20 protein-coding genes are annotated in these 26322 nt (G+C 34.9%); 9 read left to right on the forward strand and 11 right to left on the reverse strand.

Translation table 11 applies throughout. The features are described from left to right. Positions 1-42 precede the first annotated feature (42 nt). Positions 43-669: a chloramphenicol acetyltransferase gene (locus EZM65_RS01495; protein ID WP_136666750.1), complete on the forward strand. Its 627-nt coding sequence runs from the start codon at positions 43-45 to the stop codon at positions 667-669. A gap of 11 nt (positions 670-680) precedes the next feature. Here EZM65_RS01495 and EZM65_RS01500 read toward each other — a convergent pair whose 3' ends face one another. The 10 genes from EZM65_RS01500 to EZM65_RS01545 all read right to left on the reverse strand — a co-directional run bounded on the left by EZM65_RS01500 (position 681) and on the right by EZM65_RS01545 (position 17158). After that, positions 681-1025, reverse strand: coding sequence for a tRNA-binding protein (locus EZM65_RS01500; RefSeq protein ID WP_136666751.1), 345 nt, complete (start codon positions 1023-1025; stop codon positions 681-683). A gap of 83 nt (positions 1026-1108) precedes the next feature. Next, positions 1109-4072 (reverse strand): protein translocase subunit SecDF, encoded by a 2964-nt coding sequence (gene secDF / locus EZM65_RS01505; RefSeq protein ID WP_136666752.1) that lies wholly within the window; start codon positions 4070-4072, stop codon positions 1109-1111. Positions 4073-4265: 193 nt separating this feature from the next. Beyond that, on the reverse strand, positions 4266-5201 hold the full coding sequence (gene mdh, locus EZM65_RS01510; protein WP_136666753.1) for a malate dehydrogenase: 936 nt from the start codon (positions 5199-5201) through the stop codon (positions 4266-4268). 154 nt (positions 5202-5355) lie between these two features. Further along, positions 5356-7296 carry a DNA topoisomerase (ATP-hydrolyzing) subunit B gene (gyrB, locus tag EZM65_RS01515; RefSeq protein WP_136666754.1) on the reverse strand — a complete coding sequence of 647 codons (1941 nt, stop codon included), beginning with the start codon at positions 7294-7296 and terminating at the stop codon, positions 5356-5358. 372 nt (positions 7297-7668) lie between these two features. Further along, positions 7669-9369: an asparagine synthase B gene (asnB, locus tag EZM65_RS01520; protein WP_136666755.1), complete on the reverse strand. Its 1701-nt coding sequence runs from the start codon at positions 9367-9369 to the stop codon at positions 7669-7671. A gap of 278 nt (positions 9370-9647) precedes the next feature. Continuing rightward, positions 9648-11270, reverse strand: a complete 1623-nt coding sequence (locus EZM65_RS01525) for an amidohydrolase (protein WP_169051610.1) — start codon at positions 11268-11270, stop codon at positions 9648-9650. Between the two features lies 1 nt (position 11271). Continuing rightward, positions 11272-11721 (reverse strand): hypothetical protein, encoded by a 450-nt coding sequence (locus EZM65_RS01530; protein ID WP_136666757.1) that lies wholly within the window; start codon positions 11719-11721, stop codon positions 11272-11274. Between the two features lie 128 nt (positions 11722-11849). Next, a complete protein-coding gene (locus tag EZM65_RS01535) occupies positions 11850-13685 on the reverse strand; it encodes a TonB-dependent receptor (RefSeq protein ID WP_248574801.1) in 1836 nt (611 codons plus the stop codon). Between the two features lie 43 nt (positions 13686-13728). Beyond that, positions 13729-14112: a four helix bundle protein gene (locus EZM65_RS01540; RefSeq protein ID WP_248574802.1), complete on the reverse strand. Its 384-nt coding sequence runs from the start codon at positions 14110-14112 to the stop codon at positions 13729-13731. Between the two features lie 37 nt (positions 14113-14149). Continuing rightward, complete coding sequence (locus tag EZM65_RS01545; protein WP_136666758.1) at positions 14150-17158, reverse strand: tetratricopeptide repeat protein; 3009 nt, start codon at positions 17156-17158, stop codon at positions 14150-14152. A gap of 264 nt (positions 17159-17422) precedes the next feature. On the opposite strand from EZM65_RS01545, the gene EZM65_RS01550 reads away from it, so the two are divergent. From EZM65_RS01550 to EZM65_RS01585, 8 genes are all read left to right on the forward strand, one after another. Next, a complete protein-coding gene (locus EZM65_RS01550) occupies positions 17423-18106 on the forward strand; it encodes a cell division ATP-binding protein FtsE (RefSeq protein ID WP_136666759.1) in 684 nt (227 codons plus the stop codon). 32 nt (positions 18107-18138) lie between these two features. Beyond that, the gene (locus tag EZM65_RS01555; protein WP_169051611.1) at positions 18139-18702 is read left to right on the forward strand and encodes a GNAT family N-acetyltransferase; all 564 of its coding nucleotides are present in this window, start codon (positions 18139-18141) and stop codon (positions 18700-18702) included. Between the two features lie 286 nt (positions 18703-18988). Next, positions 18989-20353: an oxygen-independent coproporphyrinogen III oxidase gene (gene hemN / locus EZM65_RS01560; protein WP_136666760.1), complete on the forward strand. Its 1365-nt coding sequence runs from the start codon at positions 18989-18991 to the stop codon at positions 20351-20353. A 132-nt stretch (positions 20354-20485) separates the two neighbouring features. Then, positions 20486-21703 (forward strand): ImmA/IrrE family metallo-endopeptidase, encoded by a 1218-nt coding sequence (locus EZM65_RS01565; RefSeq protein ID WP_136666761.1) that lies wholly within the window; start codon positions 20486-20488, stop codon positions 21701-21703. Positions 21704-22461: 758 nt separating this feature from the next. Continuing rightward, on the forward strand, positions 22462-22941 hold the full coding sequence (locus tag EZM65_RS01570) for a VOC family protein (protein WP_136666762.1): 480 nt from the start codon (positions 22462-22464) through the stop codon (positions 22939-22941). 208 nt (positions 22942-23149) lie between these two features. Further along, the gene (locus EZM65_RS01575; RefSeq protein WP_136666763.1) at positions 23150-23827 is read left to right on the forward strand and encodes a Crp/Fnr family transcriptional regulator; all 678 of its coding nucleotides are present in this window, start codon (positions 23150-23152) and stop codon (positions 23825-23827) included. Between the two features lie 63 nt (positions 23828-23890). Further along, positions 23891-24610: an MBL fold metallo-hydrolase gene (locus tag EZM65_RS01580; RefSeq protein ID WP_136666764.1), complete on the forward strand. Its 720-nt coding sequence runs from the start codon at positions 23891-23893 to the stop codon at positions 24608-24610. A gap of 108 nt (positions 24611-24718) precedes the next feature. Beyond that, the gene (locus EZM65_RS01585) at positions 24719-25390 is read left to right on the forward strand and encodes a glycoside hydrolase family 25 protein (protein WP_169051612.1); all 672 of its coding nucleotides are present in this window, start codon (positions 24719-24721) and stop codon (positions 25388-25390) included. A gap of 79 nt (positions 25391-25469) precedes the next feature. Here EZM65_RS01585 and EZM65_RS01590 read toward each other — a convergent pair whose 3' ends face one another. Beyond that, positions 25470-26279 carry a class I SAM-dependent methyltransferase gene (locus tag EZM65_RS01590; RefSeq protein WP_136666766.1) on the reverse strand — a complete coding sequence of 270 codons (810 nt, stop codon included), beginning with the start codon at positions 26277-26279 and terminating at the stop codon, positions 25470-25472. Positions 26280-26322 lie beyond the last annotated feature (43 nt).

Genomic DNA, 26322 nt, shown 5'->3' on the forward strand with positions numbered 1-26322 from the left:
AGGCTTTTTTAATAATAATTGACACATATTTATACAATTTTCATGAAAGCCATTAATATTGACGAATGGAACAGAAAGGAACATTATGAGTTTTTTTCACAGTTGAAATCTCCTTTTTTTGGCCTTACAGCCACTATTAACTGCACTAAAGCATTTAATTATGCAAAAGCAAATGATGTTTCTTTTTTTGCTTATTATTTTCACAAATCAATGACAGTAGTTAACTCAATAAAAGAATTCAAATACAGGATAATTGACAATGCTGTCTATGAATTGGACATTATAAATGCAGGAACAACTTTAGCACGTGAAGACAACACTTTTGCGTTCAGCTATATTGAATACGATGAGGACTTTGAAATTTTCAATAAAAACCTTCTCAGCGAAATTAACGAAGTAAAAAATTCAACCGGTATCAGATTTAATGATGATGCCAGAAAAATTGATTTAATCAGACACACGACTATACCCTGGCTAAGTTTTAATGCTATACTGCATCCGAATAATCATGATAATACAGACGCAATACCAAAGATTTCCTTTGGAAAAGTTTATGAGAATAATGGGGAAAAATTAATGCCGGTATCCGTTGAGGCACATCACGGCTTAATGGATGGTTATCACGTATGTGAATATTTCAGGTTGTTTGAAGAACTGTTAAATAAATAGGGCAACATTAATTACCCTATTCTCAAACCATTTTCAACGTTTATATCTGATGTTAACAGGACAATATCATTGTCCTCTCCTACCGAACCCAAAACCAGACATTCACTCATGAATTTCCCTATTTGCTTTTTAGGAAAATTAACCACAGCTATAATCTGCTTGTCTAATAAATCTTCCTTGTTGTAACGCTTGGTTATCTGCGCCGAGGATTTTCTGATACCAATTTCTGCACCAAAATCAACTGTCAGCTGATAAGCTGGTTTTCTGGCTTCGGGAAAATCATTTACTTCAATAATAGTTCCCACGCGCATTTCTACTTTTTCAAATTCTCCCCAGGTAATCAATTGGTTTTCCATAAATAAAAAAGACTTTTAATAAAACAAAAAAATCCTCCCATCAATTAACGGGAGGACTCTAATTTATAAAAACTTCTGAAATATTATGAATTTAATTCAGCGTGTCTCTTTTCAATTTCTTCTTTATCTTTTTTTGATAAAGTATCTACCAATACCGGAGTTGCGATAAATAATGATGAATAAGTACCTACAAAAATACCAATCAACATAGCAAATACAAATCCTCTGATTGACTCACCACCAAATACAAACATGATAGCCAATACTAAAATCATTGTCAATGAAGTATTGATTGTTCTTGACAAAGTAGTGTTGATAGATTCGTTAACGATATGGTTAAAGTTTCCTTTTAATTTACCATCTAAGAATTCACGAATTCTATCAAATACAATAACCGTGTCATTCATTGAATAACCAATTACAGTCAAGATAGCAGCAATAAAGTGCTGATCCATTTCCATGTGGAAAGGCATGAATTTGTAACATAAAGAGTAAATACCCAAAACGAAGATTACGTCGTGTGCTACTGCTGCTATAGCTCCTAATGAATATCCTAATTTACGGAATGAAACTACCAAGTATAAACCTACTACCAACATTGCACCAATTACAGCCCAGAAAGAGTTTGCTTTGATATCGTTAGAAATTGCAGCACCAACTTTAGATCCTGATAATAAACCTAGTTTTTTACCATCATATAAAGTGATGAATTTTTTGTAATCCATACCAGGGAAATGCTTAGACAGTCCTTCGTATAACAATTTATTTACTTCCTCATCAACTGCAACACCTTCTTCTTCGATTTTATATTTAGTAGTAATTCTTAACTGATCAGAACCACCAAATACTTTAGCTTCAGCCGGAACTTTGAATAATTTTCCTAATTCTTCTGAAACTACTGCTGCATCAACCGGTTTTTCAAATTTCACCTGGAAAGTTCTACCTCCTACGAAATCCACACCTTGATCCAATCCGTTAACAAAGAAAATAGAAATGATACTGATTACAGTTACCGCTAAAGAGAAACCATAAGAGAATTTCTTAACTTTTAAGAAATCAAAATGGAAGTTAGTAAACCAGTTTTTAGAAAGGTTTGTTGTAAAGCTTAAGTTATCTCCTTTAGCTACTGCTCTATCAAGGAAAATTCTTGTAATAAATATTGATGTGAATAATGATGTAACTATACCAATCAATAATGTCGTAGCAAATCCTTTAATAGGTCCTGTACCGAATATATATAAAATCGCACCTGTTAAAACGTGTGTAACGTTAGCATCAATAATTGAACGCATAGCACCTGTCCAAGAGAACGATTTTTTAACCGCTTCTCCTAAGTTTAATCCAGCACGCAACTCTTCTTTTGCTCTTTCATAGATAATAATATTGGCATCCACAGCAGTACCCATTGTCAATACGATACCCGCGATACCAGGCAATGTCAATACAGCACCTAAACTTGCTAAAATACCAAATAAGAACAACAAGTTAACAACCAATGCAATATTAGCATATGAACCTGATTTACCGTAGTAAACCCACATCCAAATCATTACCAGCAACAAACCAACTACAGCAGATGTAGTACCATTATCGATAGCTTTTTGACCTAATGACGGACCTACAACTTCAGACTGAACAATTTCAGCTGCAGCCGGTAATTTACCCGCACGTAAAACGTTCGCTAAGTCTTTAGTCTCTTCAATAGTGAAAGCACCAGAAATCTCTGAACGACCGCCAGCAATTGGACCTGAAGTAACACCAGGAGCCGAATACACTACATTATCCAAAACAATTGCAATTGCATTTTTTTGAGAGAATACTCTTCCTGTCAATTCTTCCCAGATTTTAGCACCTTTACCGTTCATTTGCATGTTAACAGCAGGTTTACCCATTTGGTCAAATGTATCAGCCGCATCAACCAATACACTTCCGCTCATAGGAGGAGTGTTGGTTCTGTTACCTTTAATAGCATAAATCTCTACAGCTTCAGCCTCATCATTTTTAGGCTTACCATATAAAAATTTGATATCACTCAAATTAGCTGGCAATAAAGATTTGATGTCAGGTCTTTTAAAATAAGCATTAACCGCTGCAGTATCCTTTACAGCAACCGCACCAAGGATTGAGCCTCCTTCTTGAAAAGGCATTAATTTATCGAATAAAGGATTATTTCCTTTTGCAGCACCTGCTGAATCTTTTGATTTATCAACTAATAATGAGTCAATTTTTGAAGTTGCTTTTTCAGCTTTAGCCACAGGAGCCTTTTCAGTTTTCTTTAAAGCTTCATTTACAGTCATTAAATAACTTGCAACCTCTTCTACTTTATAAGTTTCCCAAAATTCCAACTGAGCTGTTGATGATAATAATTTTTTAGCACGGTCAACATCTTTAGCTCCCGGCAATTCCACCAGGATACGTCCTGTACTACCTAATTTTACGATATTAGGCTGTGTTACACCAAATTTATCGATACGCTCACGTAATACACCGAAAGCACTCTCTACAGATTCGTCAACTTTTTTAGCAATGATTGATTTAACTTTTGTCTCAGACATGTTAAAGTTAATCTCTTCAGCTAAATTTCTGTTACCAAAAACATCCGGAGAAGCTAATTTTGTTCCTGTACCAGCAGATGCAGCTTCAAAAGCATCGAAAAAAGCATCTAAAAACGATTGGTTACCTTGTTGGTTTTTCTTTGCATCAGCTAATGCTTTGTTAAAAACAGCATTAGTAGTGTTGTTAGCCAAACCTTTTAAAACATCTCTAACTGAAATCTGAAGCGTAACATTGATACCTCCCTCTAAGTCAAGACCCTTGTTAATTTGTTTGTCAGCTACTTCATTGTAAGTAAAATCAGTGAAACCTAAGCTAAACACTTTTTGTTTACCAATTGAATCAAGGTACTTGATTTCTTTTTCCTGATTACCATTTGCAAATGCTTTTGCATCACTCTTTACTTTACCAGCAACAAAAGTGAAAGTAAGTTGGTAAATACTTACTAACGCAAAAATGATTGCAAAAAACTTAATTAGTCCTCTATTCTGCATTCTTTGTAAAAATTAATTAATTCGTTCTATGTTAGTTTTTGGTTAGCGTTACAAAATACACGCAAAAATACTATGTGCATTTTATAAAACGTGCAAATATATAATTCTGAATACGATAAACCAATTTATTTGTAAAAATTATATTAAAAAAAAAGACTGCAAAAATGCAGTCCTTTATGAACTTTCAAATTGTTTATGACAATACCGAAGAAAGCGCGTCATTCATGCTTCTCACCGCATCTGATGATTTAGCAAAAAGTGCTTTTTCAGCATCATTTAATTTGATATCTATAATTTCCTCAACACCATTTTTCCCAATGATACATGGCACACCTACACAAATGTCAGATTGTCCGTATTCTCCTTCTAAAAATACCGAACAAGCAATCATTTTCTTTTGGTCATTTAGAATAGAATCCACTAAATAAGCCACAGATGCACCCGGCGCATACCATGCCGATGTTCCTAATAACCCTGTTAAAGTTGCACCTCCAACCATAGTATCAGCAGCTACTTTATCCAATTGTTCCTGAGACAAAAATTGTGAAACCGGAATACCGTTGTAAGATGCCAAGCGTGTTAACGGAATCATAGTAGTGTCACCATGACCTCCGATAACCATTGCTGAAATATCATTAGCAGGTTTATCCAAAGCCAAAGACAGATAGGTTCTGAATCGTGAACTGTCTAACGCACCACCCATACCAATAATTCTGTTTTTAGGTAATCCTAATGATTTATACGCTAAATAGGTCATTGTATCCATAGGATTGGAAACAATCACAAAAATTGCATTAGGTGAATGCGCCAATAAATTTTCAGCTACTGATTTTACGATACCTGCATTGATTCCAATTAATTCCTCACGTGTCATCCCAGGCTTTCTAGGGATTCCGGAAGTAATTACAACCACATTACTATCAGCTGTTTTTGAATAGTCATTGGTTACTCCGCTCAATTTTGTATTAAAACCTGTATTTGTAGCACATTGTGTAATATCCAAAGCTTTTCCTTCAGCAAAACCTTCACGGATATCCAATAAAACTATTTCACTTGCAATTCCTCTGTATGCCATCACATCAGCACATGTTGCGCCAACGTTTCCTGCACCTACTATTGTTACTTTCATATTAATTTAAATTGTGTAATTTGATTTTTCCGAATATACAAAAAAATTAGATACTACGATTTGCAATAAAGATTTTATAATAAAATTTTAACCCATAAAAAAAGGCCGGTTTTATCTTCATAAAACCGGCCTTAAAATATATTATCAACAGCTCTTAAGCGTCAATATTTGCATAAATTGCGTTTTTCTCGATAAACTCTCTACGAGGCGGTACTTCATCACCCATCAACATTGAGAATACTCTGTCAGCTTCTGCCAAGCTATCAATAGTTACCTGACGTAATGTTCTATGCTCAGGATTTAAAGTAGTTTCCCATAACTGTTCAGCGTTCATCTCTCCAAGACCTTTATAACGCTGGATATTTGCGCCGCCACCCATTTTTTCATTTATAGCATCACGCATCTTTTCGTCCCATGCATACTCCTTTTTATTTCCTTTTTTAACCAAATATAAAGGCGGTGTTGCAATGTAAACGTGACCTTCTTCAATTAATTCTTTCATAAAACGGAAGAAGAACGTTAAAATAAGCGTAGAAATATGGCTACCGTCAATGTCGGCATCACACATGATTACTACTTTATGGTAACGTAATTTTTCTAAATTTAAAGCTTTACTGTCTTCAGCCGTACCAATCGTTACACCCAAAGCAGTGAAAATATTACGAATCTCCTCGTTTTCAAACACTTTGTGGTGCATTGCTTTTTCCACATTCAAAATCTTACCTCTCAATGGCAAAATAGCCTGAAATGCACGGTCACGTCCTTGTTTAGCCGTTCCACCCGCCGAGTCTCCCTCGACAAGGAAAATCTCACATTTTTCAGGATTCTGTTCAGAACAGTCAGATAATTTACCTGGTAATCCGCCGCCACCCATTACGGTTTTACGCTGCACCATTTCACGCGCTTTTTTAGCTGCATGACGTGCCTGTGCCGCAAGGATTACTTTTTGAACGATGATTTTGGCATCATTAGGATTTTCCTCCAAATAGTTTTCCAACATCTCAGCCACCGCTTGAGAAACCGGCGAAACTACTTCTCTGTTACCTAATTTCGTTTTTGTCTGACCTTCGAATTGCGGTTCAGCCACTTTTACCGAAATAATAGCCGTTAAACCTTCACGGAAGTCATCCCCTGAAATTTCAAATTTCAATTTGTCCAATAAACCTGAAGCATCAGCATATTTTTTCAACGTACGGGTTAACCCCATACGGAAACCTTGTAAATGCGTTCCTCCTTCGTGTGTATTGATATTATTTACATAAGAGAATATATTTTCTGAATAACTGTCATTGTAAATTAAAGCAACTTCAACCGGAATTTCACCTTTGTCATTTTCCATTGAAATTACGTGACCAATAATTGGCACACGGTTACCATCAAGGAATTTAACAAACTCTTTCAAACCTTCTTTAGAATGGAAAGTTTCTCCAACATCATTTCCGTCTTTATCCTGCTCTCTCTTATCAGTAAGCGTAATTGTAATTCCTTTATTCAGGAAAGCCAGCTCACGCATACGGGCCGCAAGTGTATCGTATGAATACTCTAAAGTTTGTGTAAAGATTGTTCCATCCGGTTTAAACCAAACCGTAGTACCTCTTTTTTCGGTAGTCCCAATTTGTTTTACCGGATACTGCGCCTTACCTCTTTCGTATTCCTGCTCATAAACTTTACCATCACGGTAAACAGTAGCTTTTAAGTGGTCAGAAAGTGCATTAACACACGATACCCCAACCCCGTGAAGACCTCCGGATACTTTATAGGAATCTTTGTCGAATTTACCTCCGGCACCAATTTTAGTCATTACAACCTCAAGTGCAGAAACGCCTTCTTTTTTATGGATATCCACAGGAATACCACGGCCGTTATCTTCAACTGTAATCGAGTTGTCTTCGTTGATAATAACAGTAATAGTATCACAATGACCTGCTAACGCCTCATCAATCGAGTTATCTACTACTTCATATACCAAGTGATGCAGACCTCTTACCCCGGTATCACCAATATACATGGATGGACGCATACGTACGTGCTCCATTCCTTCCAGCGCCTGAATACTGTCTGCAGAATAATTATTCTTTTTAACTTCTTCGCTCATAATATCTTTTTCGAAATTGTATTATTTGTCAAACACGCAAATATAATGAAATACTGCTTTTTTTTACGATTAAAAACCTCAAAACAGCTCCAAGTTATTAACAAATGTTAACAATAAGATAATGTCTTAAAACGAATAAAAAAGGCCTTAAAACAAATTTCAGTCCTTTTTACTTATTCAAAAAAACAACAAAAAACCAAAAATTGATTTAAGGCTCTTAAAATGACTTAAAATCCCAACCTTTTATTGTTTAAAAAAATAATTTTTATCAAAAAAAACCTCAACAGTAAAATACTATTGAGGTTTCGACTTCCTATTCAGCGTAGTGTGAATTTATCCGGAAGTCTTATAAAGTTAACCAAAACTATTTAATTATGCAACCGTTTCTTTTTCGTAGGCTTCTTCGTGTACACTTGCCACTGCTCTGCCTGATGGGTCATTCAGCTTTTTAAATGCTTCATCCCATTCCAAAGCAATTTTTGTACTGCAGGCCACACTTGGCTCCTGCGGCACACATAAAGCCGCTGTATCACTTGGATAATGTTCGCTGAAAATAGTGCGGTAATAATACTCCTCTTTACTCATTGGTGTTTGGATAGGGAATCTGAATTTGGCATTTGCCAATTGCTCATCAGAAACCTCTTTGCCCACCATTTCTTTCAGCGTGTCAATCCAACTGTAACCTACCCCGTCACTGAATTGTTCTTTTTGACGCCAGGCCACACTTTCCGGAAGCATATCCTCAAAAGCTTTACGAAGCACCCATTTTTCCATGCGTTCTCCATTGATCATTTTATCTTGTGGATTAATTCGCATCGCTACATCCATAAACTCTTTATCCAAGAATGGCACACGTCCTTCAATTCCCCAAGCAGCCAAGCTTTTGTTGGCACGCAAACAATCGTACATGTGTAGCTTGCTTAATTTACGAACCGTTTCCTCATGGAATTCTTTTGCATTTGGTGCTTTGTGGAAATACAGATAACCGCCAAACAACTCATCTGAGCCTTCTCCTGAAAGTACCATTTTTATTCCCATCGACTTAATAACACGCGCCATTAAGTACATAGGTGTGCTGGCACGAACGGTGGTCACATCATACGTTTCCAGATTGTAAATTACATCACGGATAGCGTCTAAACCTTCCTGAATGGTGAATTTAATTTCGTGGTGAATGGTTCCCAAATGATCTGCTACTTTTTGGGCTGCTGCCAAATCGGGCGAACCTTCTAAACCAACAGCAAATGAATGCAACTGCGGATACCATGCTTCCGATTTATCATCTGTTTCTACACGACGGCTGGCATATTTTTTAGCAATGGCCGATGTAATCGAAGAATCCAATCCACCTGAAAGCAATACACCATAAGGAACATCACTCATTAACTGACGATGTACTGCTGCTTCCAAAGCCTCACGGATAGCTTTGATGCTTGTTTCATTTTCTTTAACGGCATCGTATTCGGTCCATTCTCGTTTATACCATTGCACTAATTCGCTAGTTTTACTGTACAAATAATGTCCCGGCGGGAATAATTCAATTTTCGAACAGTATCCCTCTAAAGCTTTTAATTCAGAAGCTACGTAAAATGTTCCGTTTTTATCCCAGCCTATATACAACGGAATAATCCCCATGTGGTCACGGGCAATGAAATATTCATCTTTTTCCACATCATATAAAGCAAAACCAAAAATCCCGTTCATTTCATCCACAAATGCTGGTCCTTTTTCCTGATACAATGCCAGAATCACTTCACAGTCACTTTGTGTTTGAAAATCGTACTTCGGTAAACTCAGTAACCCACCATCAAATTGTTTTCTTAATTCACGGTGGTTGTATATTTCGCCATTAGCAGCCAAAACCAAATTACTATTTGGACTAAACAAAGGTTGTTTTCCAGAAGCCGGATCAACAATTGCCAAACGCTCGTGAGCTAAAATAGCTTTATCGTTTGAGAAAATCCCACTCCAATCCGGTCCACGGTGACGGATAATTTTTGCCATCTCTAATACTTGAGGGCGTAAAGTCTCTGCTTTTTGCTTTAAATCGAAGGCACATACAATTCCACACATAATTATTTCAGATTTTTAATTTCTGAATTCAGATTCTAAAATTCAGAAGTATTATTATTTTTAAATTTATTTCTGAAACAAAATTGAAGTATTAAGTTTAATTTTTAAACCTTAAAATAATTTTTAATTATAATTTAAAACTTAAAAAGAATTAAAAATATAAAATCGAAACAAAAAGGTTTTTGTTTTTGCTAAAAAAGTTAGAGATTGTAATTTTTGAACATAAAAAAACCAGTCAATTAAATGACTGGTTCATTTTAAATAAAGTAAAAAGTTTATTATTTCACTTGAATTCCTTTTACAAAAGTATTCACTGGTTTTACATAAGGAATCGCATCTATATCTTCATTGATTAAATCGTTGTCAAAAATTGTAAAATCAGCCCATTTACCCACTTCAAGACTACCTTTTTCGTTTTCTTCAAAATTAGAATACGCTGCCCAAATGGTCATTCCTTTCAAAGTTTCTTCCCTTGATAAAGCATTTTCGGGTTGGAAACCACCTTCCGGGAAGTTTTTCAAATCTTTACGGGCTACCGCAGCATAAAAAGTCAGCATAGGATTTACCTCTTCAATAGGGAAATCGGTTCCTAACGCAATAACTCCAGCTTTATCCAGCATTTTTTTATACGCATACGAATGTTTGATACGCTCTTTCCCTACTCTTTCTTCAGCCCAGTACATATCTGAAGTCGCATGTGTTGGCTGTACCGAAGGGATAATATTCAAACTGAACGAATCAAAATCTTTTTCCTGCATGATTTGTGCATGTTCTATTTTCCAACGACGATCAGATTTGTCTTTTAAAACATCTTTATAGATATTTAATAATACCGTATTAGTCGAATCACCTATGGCGTGTGAGTTCATTTGATACTCAGAATCGGCTATTTGTTTCGCTATTCTTTTAATATCAGCAACCGAAGAAAGCAACGCTCCGTGATGGTTAGGTCGGTCACTATACGGTTTATGCAAACAGGCACCACGTGAACCTAAAGCTCCATCACCCATAAATTTAAACGAACGTACATTTAACTTATCCGTTTGATAAGGTCCTAACTGTGTGTATAAATCGATGTTATCCTGAGTAGCCGCTACCATTGCATATATGTTGATTTTCAGTTCGTTTTTTTGCTGCAGCGTATCGATTAAATCAATCATATCTTTTTCAAGTCCGGCTTCGTTTATAGTGGTCAAACCATAATCAAACATTACTTTTTCAGCATCTTTTAAAGCCTTAATTTGAGTTTCTTTTTTAGGTTTTGGGATGATATTATAAACCAAATCCATAGGATTATCCACAAGAATACCTGTTGTTTCCCCATTTTTCACCTGAATCTCACCACCTTCCGCTTTAGTAGTGGGAGTGATTTTTGCCAATTCCAATGCTTTACTATTTGCTAAAAGTGCATGACCATCAATTCTTGTTAAAACTACCGGTGTATCAGGAAACAACTTGTCAAGTTCTGCTTTTGTTGGAAATTCTTTAACTGCCCAGTCATTCTGATCCCAGCCACGACCTGTAATAAACTCCGGATTCTTCTCTTTTTGGAACTTTACCACCCTGTCTAAAACTTCCTGATAACTTTTAGTTCCTCTCAAATCTACTTTTTGAAGATTTAAACCGTAGCTGTAAAAATGTGCATGCGCATCGTAAAATCCGGGATAAACAAACTTATCCATTGCATTGATGTTTTTAGGAGCCTGATATTTTTTCTGAATATCCGAAGTGGTTCCTACAGCAATAATTTTTCCGTTTTTAACCGCCATGGCTTCGGCTTTGGTAAAATCTTTATTTACTGTGTAAATAGTAGCATTTGTAATCAGTAAATCGGCTTTTTGCTTTTGTGCCAAAAAGGTTTGAGTGCCAAAAAACAAACCTATAAGTAGTATTCTTTTCATATTATTCGATTGAAAGGATTTTATATTGAACATTGTTTAATTGAAAAGTATGTCCTGTTTCATTACCAAGTAAAAGTAATCCTAATGGTGATTGTGGAGAAATACCGAAGACATTTTGATCTTCAATAGTTATTTTAGGCAATGCTGCTGAAATAAAAACAATCAAATTATTAGTTTTAACCAGACTTCCCAGCACTGCTTTTTTATGGATAGATGAAGTATCAATTTTCTCAAGAATTGACTTATATTCCATAGCTTCTTTAAGCTTATTGGTAAGTTTTTCCTGCTCAATATGCATCATAGACAATGCCGTCTCATGTTTATCACCGGCAGATCCTTTGGCATCATTAAGAGAATCTTCTGTTAAACCTGAAATCATATCCTGAAAGACATCTATTTTGTCCTGAAGAATTTGGATGTATTGGCTGTGTGTTTTTTGTTTTAGTGTCATATTATTTAACCGCAAGGATCGCAAAGATTTAGGCAAAGCTCGTATTTTTTTAAACATATAAGACATATAAGTCATTTAAGCGTATGTGACGGACTTATATGCCTTATATGACTTATATGGTAGAATAATTAAAAATCAAACTTATAACTGGCTCCACCCATCACTTGTACTCCTTGTACCGGATAGTTTAACCAGCGCTGATAGTTTTTATTGGCAAGATTGTTCCCTTTCAGGAAGAAATTCAATCTTTCGTTGTGCTTGTAACCAATGTGTGCATTGATATCAAAATATCCTTCCAACGTTTGCACTGAATCCGGATTAACAAAACCTGTGTAATTTGTAAACTGATCTTTTCGCTCCCCTACATAAAACAACTGCGTTCCGGCATAGAATTTTTTACCTACATTAAAATCAGAAGTAAATGTAAACTTAACCGTAGGCAGATTCCATGCTTCTTCCTGGATATCCGTATTGTATGCATTTAACTGTCCGTTAATTCCCAAAGCAATGTTTTTATTGATATCCGCTTTTAATTCCCCATAGAAAGAAATGGTTTTTATATTATCATACACTACATTGAATGAGTTGCCGTAACTATAATTTTCAGAAGGTGATGATAAATACGGATTAGTCACAAACAAAGCCTTATTCTTTGAAGAATCATAACTCGCTTTTACGTTATACGCCACAGAATTAGTCAGTTTACCATTCAATCCCGCATAGATATTGTATTGATTATCTGTTGGCATAATATCCAATGTAGGCGAAATGAATTTATTTTGTGAAGCAAAGTTTTCATACGTATTCTGTTGTAAACCACCCTCAGCACCAGCAACGAAAACCATCAAATCACCCACTAACTTATAAGACGCTTTAATTTTTGGATAAATAAAAACACCACTCTCATTTCCCTGATCAGATCCTGCATACGTATTTTTTAATCGGGCCAGATAAGCAAATTCAGCACCTAATTCTATAGACAAATCATCCTTTAGAATTGTAAAGCTTGGATTACCGCTAAAAATCAAATGCGACTTATCAATTTTATAATCAGAACCTGATGGCGGCGGTGTTAACTGGTATGACTCATCAAAAGTAGTATTGGCATAATCCAGATTGAATTTCAACTTTACCGAAGTATCTCTAAAATCAAACTTAAAATCAGGTTTTACTATGAATCTGTTTTCGCGCGAGCCGTAATCATCAGAAAAACCTATAAAATTCACATTTAATTTTTCAAAAAAACTTTTTGATACGGCTAATTCAGAACCTACTTTAAATGTGTTAAACACATGAAGCGGGTCAACAGAATTAAAGGCAATAGATGTATAATTAGGGTTTTCCAAAGGTAAACCATACCAGTTATAACTATCTCTTTTATATCCTAAATCCAGTTTAAAACTTGTATCATACTTATTATAACCATACAAACCGCCAATTGAAATTTCCGAAAAATCATCATCCAGTTCCACTTCTTTTATTCCTCCTCCTGAACTCAAATAACGGAACATACCGCCAGCATATTGATTTTCATCAATATCATGTGTTACAAACAATTCGGCATTTAAGGTACTATAATTCCCGTAACCTACCGTAGCATAATTAGGCCAAAGTTTTTCTTCTTTAGGTTTTTCAACACCTTGTGCTTTTCCTTTTGCAGGTACAAAAGTAGATGCTACCGGAAAGGAAAAAATCTGGTATTTCACTTCTTCTTTCTTAGTAGTTTCTGCATCTTCTGCAGGAGGCACTTCTTTTACTTTATAAGCATCAGAAATTGTTGGTGTGTAAGGTTTTACCACGTTTACAACTTCTGTACCTATATCGTCTTTCTTTTGAGCTATCACAAACTGTGTAAATAAAAGACAGATAGATAATAGACGAAGAGATGATAGACTCTTTAACGATAGATTAAAAGATGCCGGACTGAAAGATAATAGACCAAAAGATGGTTGATTATTTAACATCAGGCGAAATGATTGATTATATTTTTGCTTTGTTGAAACCATATTAATTCAATGTATTTTGAAAAGTCATTGTTGCTTTTTGTAATTCTTCAATTTTTGATTCTAAATCTTTTGTTTGCTGTTCTGAGATATAACCTTCCATGTTTGCTAACAAAACTTGGGTCTGCAATTCAAAAGATGAACCTAGACTTATGTCTAAAAAATGACTAAAAGATTTATTAGTCCTGCTTGAGCCTTCAGATATATTTGACGGTATTGATATTACACATCTGTTCATTTGAGATATCAAACCATATTTTTCATTTTCAGGAAAAACTTCTGTCTTTTCAAAAATCATTTTAGCCAAGTCCATTGCCATCTGCCAAATTTTAAGTTTTTTGAAATTATGCCTTCTAAATGCTGTTTCCATATTTCTATCGTCTGCCATCTATCTGTCTATTATCTCTTCGTCTATCATCCATTATCTATTTCACTGATGAATTCGTTTTTGCTTCTTCGGCTTTGATTGTATTTAATTCCGTTTGGGCTTCTGCAACTACATCATCAAATTCTTTGAAATTTTTAATTACACTTTCCAAAATGTATGTCGCCTGGAAGCTGTCTTTTAATCCGTAAAAGTTTTTAGCCATTACGATTAAACTTTTGGCACCGTAATATTTGTAGCCTGAATACTCTTTAGCGATTTTTTGCACCACTGTATTCGAAGCTTCGTATTTACCATCTTTGTGTTTGAAATACGCATCATAATACAAGGCTTCAGCCATTAGCTCTCCTTTAGCAATTTTTTGAAGCTTCGCATAACTTTCTCTTGCTTTTGCTTCATCTCCTGCCTGCATTGCTGAACGAGCCACAATGATTTGTGCATCACTCTTTATTTTTGCATCCGTTTTAGGATTCTCAAGCACTTTATCAGCATACACAACCGCCTTAGCATAATCTTTTTTATCGTAGTAGCCTTTCATTAAATTAGCTTGGGCAAAGGTTTTATTTTGAGGAAAATCTGACTCCGACTCTAATCTGGTTAAAACAGGAATTGCTTTATCCATATCTCCTTTTTTGACATATATTTCGGCTAATCTTGATAATGCCTGTTCAGTATATTCGTTTCTGCTTTTAGAAATTATATACTCATAATGAGGAACCGAATTATTGGTTTCCCCTTGTTTGAAATACAAGTCGGCCAAATAATAATTCGCTTTTAAAGCATGAAGTCCGTTAGGGAAATTAGACACATAGCTTTTTAAATTCGAAACAGCTTGTGATGTATTACCCTGAGCATATTGCTTTTCAGCCGCTTCCCAGGTATCATTATCCAATTCGGCATCAGTCACTTCAACAAAATCGAGCGTTTTTACCCATGCCGCATATTCATCAACGCGGCCTTTATCCACATAAATCAATCGGGCTGTCTTAACGGCTTCATTTGCTTCATCTGTTCTAGGGAATTCAGAAACCACTTTCTTGAATTTTGTCAGCGCCAACTCGTCTTTATCTTCATTATAATAAATCAATCCTTGTCTAAGAATCGCTTTTGAAGTATAACTTCCTTTTTTATATTCACTAATCAGCTGATCATAAGTTTTAACAGCAGACGATGTCTGGTTTACTGCTGTATAGGTGTTTCCCAACTCAAACAAGGCATCATCACGATATTGTGAATCAGGGAAGTTTTTGATAAACGAGGTAAATTCGCTTATTTTTTTGTCGTTTTTACCGGCAAAGCCATACGAAATCGCTTTTTGGAAAGCTGCATAATCAGCATCCACTCCTTTTAAAGCAATTGCTTTATCATAAGCCTCGATAGCCGATGTATATTTTGAAGTCACAAAACGGCTGTCGGCCAAACGGAGATAAGCATCAACCAATCTGGTTTTATCTCCTTTAGAAACATCTATATATTTTTGAAAAAAACCAGCGGCCTGATCATATTCTTTCAGTTTAAAATGTGAATAGGCAATATTGTAATTTATTGTTGCAAACTCGGGTGTTTTTGAAGCTCCGGGAAAACCTGTAAACTGCTTGTAACTTAACAAGGCATTTGAATAATCGTCAAGAACAAATTCAGTTTCACCTTTCCAAAATGTACCTCTGGCGGTAAACGCTGCGTCTTTTTGCTCAGCGATAGATTTTTTAAACATAGCCAGCGCCTCTTTGTAAGCACCATCATTGTATAGTTCCAATCCTCTGTAAAAAGTAACTTTTTGGTACGCTGTCTTATTCCCAAAGGATTTGTTTTTTTCCAATAACGCTAAAGCTTCTTTGTAATTTTTAGAAGTGATATATGAATTAATCAACAAAGTCTCAATTTCTGTTTTACTAGGATTGTCAGGGTATTTTGTGATAAATCCGTTCAGGACATCCGGTACACTTTGATACGAATTCCCTATATCATAACTTAAACGGGCATAGTTTAAATGGGCATCTTCCTGAATTTTTGCGTCAAAACTCATCTCCGAAGCATTTTTAAACGCATTTAAAGCCTGCTGTTTTTTATCGGTTTTTAAATAACTCTCCCCTAAATGATAATAGGCGTTTTGAGCCACGCTGTCGTTACCGCTTATAATTTTATTGAATTGGGTAATCGCATTCTCAAAATCATTTTGCTTGTAATAAGCATACCCCAACTGATAATAATCGTTATTGTTCCATTTTCCGCTTTTGCCTTTGTATGCCGCCAAATACGGAATAGATTTATCGTATTGTTTCAAATTGAAATAACTCTGTCCAATGATTCTGTTCAGTTCCGATTTTTCAGCCGGGGACGATTTTGCCATTGCCTTTTGGCCTAGATCAACAGCTTTTTGAAAATTACCCGATTTAAAAGCCATATCAGCCTGAAAATAGGATAACTTTTCTTTGTATTTCTCATCACCTTCCACTTGTTCAAAATACTGACTGGCTTCCTGGTAATTATCGCCTTCATAGGCTAAAAAACCTAAATAATATTTGGCCTGAGAGCCATATTCTTTAGAATTTTCAACTTTACTGAAATATTGTCTGGCCGATTTTTTATCATTTGTGGTAAAAAAAGTATAACCTCTGTAAAAATTGTATTTATCCAACTCTTCATTGGTTAAGGCTCCTTCCTCAACCTTGTCAAAATTTTCCAGGGAACGGGCGTATTTGCCATTTTCAAAGTAATATGTGGCAAGTTCAACATATGCAATATTCAACTTAGTACTCGTTGGATAGTTTTTTAGGAACTGTTCCATCTTATCATCTGCTCCTTCCTGCTTGATCCGCAAAGCCGCTACAGCACTGTAAAAAGTACAGTCCGACTCCGTTTCTGGATTTGCATTTTGACGGGTCTTGTCAAAAATTATTTGAGCCGACTGATATTGTTTGTTTTTAAACAATGTCAACCCCTTATGATATTCTGCTAAAGAATTGGTGTATATCTCTGATTGCTGACTAAAAACGGAAGTGCTTCCAAAAGATAATGCGATTATAAATGCTATGGGTAATTTGCGCATAGAAAACTTTTTTGTGATTCAAATTTAGTATTTTCTTATTTTAAAAACGCCCTTAGTTGGTGTTTAGTATATATTTCTGCAAAATTCAAAAATCATATTCCAATACCTGACAGGTTTTAAAAATCTGCCAGGTGCAATTTCCTATCATCATTTAGCAAACCTCTTTTCTAATCCTGTCAGCCATAAAAACCTTACATTTATTCCAAAATTTATTTTGAATAAGCACGTTTACTTATTACTTTTACCAAAATTAATACCAAAATTATGTCACAAACCATTTTATCGTTACATAACGTTACTATATATCAGGAAGGAAATAAAATTTTATCAGACATCAATCTTAAAGTAAATCCGGGAGAGTTTATTTATGTTATTGGTAAAACAGGTTCCGGAAAAAGTAGTTTTATGAAAACGCTGTATGCCGATTTACCATTGGTGCACGGCGAAGGAACTATCGTAGATTATGATTTACACGGATTAATTGATGATGATATTCCTTTTTTGAGAAGAAAAATTGGTATTGTATTCCAGGATTTTAAACTTTTACCGGACAGAAGCGTGTTTGCCAACTTACATTTTGTGCTTAAAGCTACAGGCTGGGAAGACGAATCAGACATGCAGGTTAAAATTGAAGAAGTACTGGATAAAGTAGGCATGAAAAATTTAGCACACAAAATGCCTCACCAATTATCAGGCGGTGAACAGCAGCGTGTGGCTATTGCACGTGCCTTGTTAAATGATCCGGAATTGATTCTTGCCGATGAACCTACAGGAAACCTTGACCCTCAAACCAGTGTGGAAGTCATGGAAGTACTTAGAAAAATAAACCAAAACGGAAAAACCATCGTCATGGCAACACACGATTATACCTTGATTATGAAGTATCCTTCAAAAACATTAAAATGTGAGGACGGCGCTATATTTGAAGTCGTTCAAAAAACAGTATAAATTTACAAGGAGCATTGAATGCTCCTTTTTTTATGGCTATGATTATATATACTAACGCAAACACAGATAAGGAATTACTGGGTATAATTGACTTGCAAAAAGCCAATTTACCTATATCTATTTCAAAAGAAGAAGCGCTAGAGCAAGGTTTTGTTACGGTACAACATACCCTTGACATTCTTCAAAAGATGAATGCTATTGAAAAACATACTATTGCTCTGGACGATGAAAAAGTAATAGGATATGTTTTAGCGATGACCAATGTCTCTAAAAACGATATTCCAATTTTAGAACCTATGTTTGAGTTGTTTCAAGAGATTTCTTATTTGGACAAAAAAGTGTCTGAGTACAACTACATGGTCGTAGGTCAGGTTTGTGTCAGTAAAGACTACAGAGGCATGGGTGTTTTTGACAACTTATACCATGAATATCAAAAAGAATTTGCATCAAAATATGATTTTGCCATTACCGAAATAGCTCTAAAAAACGAACGCTCGATGAAAGCGCATAACCGCATAGGTTTTAAAGAAATCCATCGCTACACCGCTCCTGATTTGGTAGAATGGAGTGTAGTAATTTGGGATTGGAAAAAGTAACAAAAATTTTAACCATTAAGAAATTAAGTTTTTTAAGTCCTTTCGCAAAAACTAAGCGCATTACAATTAAACGACCTTAATTCCTTAATGGTAAAAAACAACTAAGCGCATTACGACTAAACAATCTTAATACCTTAATGGTAAAAAAAACTCAGCGTATTTCAACTAAACAGCCTTAATACCTTAATGGTAAAAACCACACTCATACCGAAATTTTGAACATGATAATTATCATTTCCCACTACAAATAAGCGACTTACTTTTGAAATTGTAAATTATTATAATCATGGCGATTTCATTAGTACAAAAATACAACGTTCCCGGACCAAGATATACAAGCTACCCAACCGTTCCGTATTGGGAAGAAGAAAAATTTTCAGCAGAAAAATGGAAAAATACTCTTTTAAAATCATTTCAGGAAAGTAATGCAACCGAAGGAATCAGCCTCTACATCCACCTGCCGTTTTGTGAAAGCTTATGTACGTTCTGCGGTTGCCATAAACGCATTACCAAACGTCATGAAGTGGAAGAACCTTATATTACTGCCGTACTCAAAGAATGGGATTTGTATTGTGAGTTGTTTACTGAAACACCAATCATTAAAGAAATTCATTTAGGCGGCGGGACACCGACTTTCTTCTCTACCGAAAATCTGTCACGGTTAATCAATGGTATTTTAGCTAAAGCCAAAGTTGCACCAGACCGCGAATTTAGCTTTGAAGGGCATCCTAACAATACCACTCGCGAGCATTTACAAACGTTATACGATTTGGGTTTTCGTCGTGTGAGTTATGGTGTACAGGATTACAGCGATACCGTTCAAAAAGCCATTCACCGTATCCAGCCGTTTCAAAATGTGGCCAAAGTCACTTTGTGGGCAAAAGAAATTGGCTATACCTCTATTTCCCATGACTTGGTTTTTGGTCTGCCGTTTCAAGGCATTGAAAACATTGTAGATACTATAGAAAAAACCAAATCGCTTTCTCCGGATCGTTTGGCATTTTACAGCTATGCGCATGTGCCGTGGATCAAAGGCAACGGACAACGCGGATTTAAAGATGAAGACGTGCCCCGTGACGAAGAAAAACGCAAACTTTACGAAATAGGCAAACAGCTTTTGGCCAAAAAAGGCTACCATGAAATAGGCATGGATCACTTTGCTAAGAAAACCGACGGTATGTTTCAAGCCTTTCAGGCGGGAAAACTGCACCGTAACTTTATGGGGTACACAGCATCCAAAACACAGGTTATGATTGGTTTGGGCGCCTCCTCTATAAGCGACAGTTGGTACAGTTTTGCCCAAAACGAAAAGACCATAGAAGATTATTACGATCGCTTGGACAACAATGAAATACCGGTTTGCAAAGGGCATATTTTGACTAAAGAAGACCTCATCATACGCCAACATATTTTAAACCTAATGTGCCAGTTCACCACCTCATGGGATGCGGATCATTTGTACTTTAAAGAACTACCCGAAGTACTTGCCCAACTGGAAGAAATGGAACAGGACGGCTTGCTCATACGCCAGCACAACGCCATTACCGTGACCGAAAAAGGCAAACCCTTTGTACGCAATATTTGCATGGCGTTTGACTTACGCTTAAAACGCAAAGCACCACAGACACAGCTGTTTTCGATGACTGTTTAATAAATTCTTGTTGATAAGTTTTTTAATACAATTCTGAGGCTTTTTGTAGATTTGAATGACCAGTATAGGTAATTGATTATTTTAATCAATTGCGTATATTTTTAAATTGGCAGTAATATAACCACAGACTGAATGAATACAACACTTAAAGGAGATATTTTTGAAAAAAGAGTTTTTGATTTAATCAATGACTTACTAAAAAATGAAGAATATTTTTTAAGTGGAAAAAACAGTAAAATTTTTAGTAAACAGAAGTATTATTCAGAACAGCGAAAAGATTATATAATTTGTGATATTTCAATCGAAAGTTATATGCCAAATTCCGAAAATTATTCTTTTGTAAATATAATAGAGTGTAAATATCTGAATAAAAATGTCGGTGTAGAAGACATCGAAGAATTTGATTCGAAATTAACTCAAATTGGAAGACATAATTCCAAAGGAATTATTGCTACAAACAAAGGTTTTGCAAAAAACACTATTAACATAGCAAAATCATTAAAAATTGGTTTACTAAAAATAAAAAGTGACAATCAATTAGATTGGATAAATTATCGAAAAGAAAACACAAACTCAATTGATTTTGAAAATGATGAAACCGAACCTTTTTTAGCTTTAATTGGTAATAAAACCTATAATAATATTGCAGATTTAATTCTCGATCTTGGTATAATTGACATTTATAAACACAAGGAAAAATATTTAAAAATTCCTTATGTTACTGAAGAACGAATTGAAGAAATTGTTGATAGAATGTTAGCTTATGACATTCACGATAACTCAACATTAAATACTGAAAAAGTCTGCAAATTTATTGAGGAAAAATATTTTGCAATTTTTAATTTTTCAGAATTAGAGAATAATGTTTTAGGCAAAATTGAATTTAACCCTCTGAAAATACATGTAAATTCTGAACTAGAAGAAAATAGATTTAGGTTTACACTTTGTCACGAAATTGGTCATTTAATTTTGCACAGTAAAATCTTAAAAGACAAAATTGAAAAAAAAGAAGACGATGATTTTACGTTATCAATAAATTATAATGTTTCAGAAATAAACAATAAAAGGTTAGAAATTCAAGCTAATATATTTGCTAGTAATTTATTAATTCCAACTAAACCTTTTATGTTTGAAGTGTCAAAGTTTTTTATCAAAGAAAACATTCATAAAAACTATCTTTATTTAGACAAACAACCTGTAAATCAAATTTTAGTTCACAACTTATTAAATCAATTAAGTTTAAAATTTAAAGCATCAAAAGAATCTATAAAAATGAAATTAATTTCAAAAGGTCTATTGAAAGACACAACATATTTTTCATTTAAGAAACTATTAAACGATTTAAGATAAATAAATGTACTACTGCCAACTCTCGCTCATGCTTAAATAATAATAGTACTTTACTCTTTTTATAAAATCTTTCCAATTAAAACAAATTGATTAAACACACGAGCTGGAAGTTCGCACGCCAGCCTTTGGAATTTTTAGTGTAATTTTGACCAACAAACATTAAAAATGTCAATAGGAGGAAAACATATCGATTTTATAATTGAAATCTTAATTTTGATATTCAAATTTGGGCTGTTAAGCTTATGCTTTACTATTATTTATTCGCTTATATTCAGAAAAATTAAAAATAACTTTGTAACTACACTAAAAGCACATTTACTCCTCTTTGGTTTTTTATTTTTATTAGTATTCTTCATACAATTATTCGGATTAATCATACATGGCTTTACCCCACCTGAACTTATCAAACAAATCATTTGGTCTTTAATTGTTATGTTAATTTTAATAATCCAATTATGGCTATGTTCCCTTCTTTTTTTGACAAGTTATTCAAGTTTACCAAATGGTAAATTACTATTACTATTCACTCAACTTTTTTATTCTATTATTTTTATTGTTGTGTTTGTAAAATTGTTTCCTTCAAAAATGCTTTAAAAACCATAATCAACTAACACGAGTATCTCCCTCATACTTAAACAACAACAAAAAAGTATCACTATCTTTATAATAGTATTTAAATTCAAAATGTTTTGGTTTGGACACGGGCATAAAACTCGCGTCAGGCTATAGACTTATTATTCACTTTAAAATAATAGAATATGACACCACAAAAAATCACCCCTTGTTTATGGGTAGAAAAAGATGCCAAAGCTGTAGTGGATTATTATCTCTCTATTTTTAAAGATGGTAAATTAAAGGACTATCGCTTCTTTACAAAGATACCTAAAGATGGTAACCCAGATGATTTATCAGGGGAATTTGAAACGGCAGTAATGGAAATAGCCGGAGTGGAATTCAGTATCTTGGCTGCCGGACCTTGGTTCAAATTTAATGAAGCCATATCCTTGGTAATTAATTGTAAAGACCAAGCCGAGGTGGATTACTATTGGGAAGCACTGACTTCCAATGGCGGTGAAGAAGGTCCATGCGGTTGGTGTAAGGACAAGTATGGTTTGTCCTGGCAGGTTGTACCAACTGAATATTTTGACCTTATTCATCATAGCGACCCTGCCATTAGCGGAAAAGCCATAATGAACACTTTTAAACAAAAGAAACTGATAATTTCAGAGTTAAAGTAAAACAACTATCCCTAACAAGATGTTGCCAGCCAGCACAGCGGGACATTTTCGATAGCAACCGGAAGCTTCTTATCTTTCAACAAATCCTGCGTCTAAAAAATTCATAATAATAATTAAGCACACTTTTTGTGTCTAAAAAATATTTTTGAAAAATTAGACACATAATTCGCGTTTAAAAAATGAAAATAAAAAAATAAACAAGGATGGAATGTTTTCTTTTAAAGCACTTCAGAGTAATGATAAAAATTTAAAAGTGCCTGTCCGCAATAATCGCTACATTTACAAGACAAAGATTAAAACCATTATGTCGCTGAAGCCTTTATTAGATTGCATTTCAAAATTGGTAGCTAAACCCGAAAATGAAAATGATATACGTTTATTGGAACAAGCCTTTAAAACTGCTTATTTTACTAAAGGAACTTTTCTAGAGAAAGAAAATTCGATTGCTCAGAATTTATATTTTATTTCAAAAGGCTATATTCGGACGTATTATTATGAGGAGGGCAATGAAATAACAACGCAAATTCTGGGAAAAAACAATTTCATCACCAGTTTTGAAAGTTTTGTTACCCATAGTATTTCTATAGAAAACATTCAATGTGTGACCGATTGTGAAGTGCTTTATATCACAAAATCTGACTATACGATGCTGAATAATGAAAGTACTTTTTGGAGTGCCTTTTGCAAACAGCTTTACGAAAAAACCATCACCTTTCATCGTCAGCGCATAAATGATTTACTTACACTAACGGCTGAAAAACGTTATTTGAAATTACTGGACAAGCAACCCGAAGTTATTCAAAACGTTCCTATACAATATGTTGCTTCTTACATTGGTGTCAAGCCTGAATCGTTAAGCCGTATCCGAAAAAAAATAATTTCCTAACATTTATCAAGTGGATTTGATTGCCTGATTCTGAATTTTGCTGCTCATTAAAAACGTAACAAAATGCAAGAAATCATTCAATTAGCTATTTATCCTTTGGGTATGATTAATTCTTATCTTATTAAAGGACAGCACAAACATATTCTTATCGATACAGGTGTTCCCAACAGTGAAAATAAAATTCTAAAACAATTGAAAAAACATCAGATCGCTTTGGAAGACATCGGTCTGTTAATCATTACCCACGGACATATCGATCATTTTGGCAGTGTGAAAAAGCTAAAAGATATTTTAAATGTACCAGTACTTATTCATGATGCCGATAAAAGAGCTGTTCAAACCGGAAAAAGTTTATCAGATACACTGAAACCGAATCATACCTTTTGGAAGAAATTTCTAAAACCCAGATTATTGAAAGGAAAAGCACTTCCCTGCGAACCCGATATTGTTTTATATGATAACGAGGAATATGATCTGTCAAGTTATGGTATTCAAGGAAAAATAATCCACACGCCCGGACATACACCCGGAACTTTATCAGTTGTTTTAGAGGACGGACAAGCCATTATTATGGATTTGGCATCATCAGGTATATTTCTTGGTGGTATCATGTTGCATACAAGAATGAAACATCCGCCATTTCACGATAATCTGGAGCAGGTTAAAAGCAGTATTGACCATATTCTCTCGTTGCCAACGCAGGTGTTTTATCTTGGCCATGGAAACCCGGTTTCGAGAAAATCTTTACTGAATTATCGAAATCGTTTCTTTAATCAATCATAAATAAACAATATTTTTGTAAGAAATAACCTAATTATTATCTTTAGCATAACAAATTGAAGATATATGAGGCTTAAACATTACCTATTTTTAGTTGGAATTATTCTCACCATGGGAATCTGCCTATCGGCTATGCCTGAAAGACAAAATACGGACACATCTATATCCGGAATAGATATTTCCCATTTTCAGGGCGACGAAATCGATTATTTGAATAAGAAAGGAAGCCAATTGGATTTTGTGATCTGCAAAGCAACCGAAGGTTTAACTTATACAGACCCTGATTTTAAAACCAACTGGAAATCAATACAGCAACAAGGATTTGTAAGAGGGGCCTATCATTTTTATCATTGTGCCGATGATCCTGTACAACAAGCGAATTATTTTCTTACTACAGTAGGCACATTTTTAGATACCGACCTTCCTCCCATTGTAGATTTTGAAGAAAACAGCATTGATAAAAATTGCAATAAATCAACCATTCAAAAGAATTTATTGCAGTTTTTGACCATTTTGGAACAAAAAACAGGTAAAAAACCCATATTATATACAGATACCAACATAGGCAACTCGGAAATCAATAATCCGGATTTTTCCAGTTACAGTTTATGGATAGCCGACTATAATGCTGGTACAGCGCCTAAAGTACCATCTGTCTGGAAAACGAAATCATGGACAATCTGGCAAAAGACTCAAAATTATTCTTTAGATTCCTATACCAACGATTTTGATGTATTTAACGGCAGTAATGAAGATTTTGCCAAACTGGTTTCAGGCAATTAATACTATTCTAACGCTAACGCTGTCCCTGTCTTTTCTTTCGTATCAGACAAAAAGAGTACTGCTTACTTCAATTGCATTATCAGCATTGAACAGTCACTCTCAAAAAGTTAGCCGTTATGGCTGTATTATCTGCTTTTGCGCTATTCTGAGCGGCAAATAAATCTTCCAATTCACGTTGCAGATCAGCCGCTTTACTATTTAGTCCGGCCGCTTCAAAAGCGTTCATAGTTGGACCGTAATAATTTTTAAATACGGCAACAAAATCCGAAGGCGGATAAGACGCTCTAAAAGTAAATTCATCTTTAGTGAAGGATATATTTTCCTTTGCGATTCCTGCATTGCCAAAACGTTCAATAACATTATCCTCAATCCCCCACAGCATAGGACTTACAAAACCTTCCGGAGGCGGAGGCGTATAAGCGGAACAAATTTTCAGGATTTGGGCAACAAGGGTAGGATCTCCGGGAATCCAATTACCCATTACTATTTTTCCGCCCGGTTTGGTAACTCTAACCATTTCCTTGGCTACATCAAAAGGCTTTGGCGCAAACATAGCCCCAAAAATACTGATTACCATATCAAAAGTCTGGTCTTTCAAATCATTTAAATCGGTCGCGTCACCTTCCTGAAAACTGCAATTGCTTAAGTTCTCCTGTTTAACACGGTTATTTCCTGCTTCAACTAAGTTTCGTGCAATATCGACCCCTAGAACTCTGGCGCCGGTTTTTGCGGCAGGAATTGCTGTTGTTCCATCACCACAACCTAAATCAAGAAGGTTGGTTTCTTTTGTAATTCCAATTTTATCAATTAATGCCTCACCACTTTCGCGCATAGTCTGTGCGATTTTTGTGAAATCACCTTTTTCCCATAATGCCTTATTCGGATTCATACTTTTAAAATTTAAGACATTAAAAATAAGCATTTTACGTCTT

The organism is Flavobacterium sp. H122, assembly GCF_004959765.1.
Taxonomy (GTDB): Bacteria; Bacteroidota; Bacteroidia; order Flavobacteriales; family Flavobacteriaceae; genus Flavobacterium.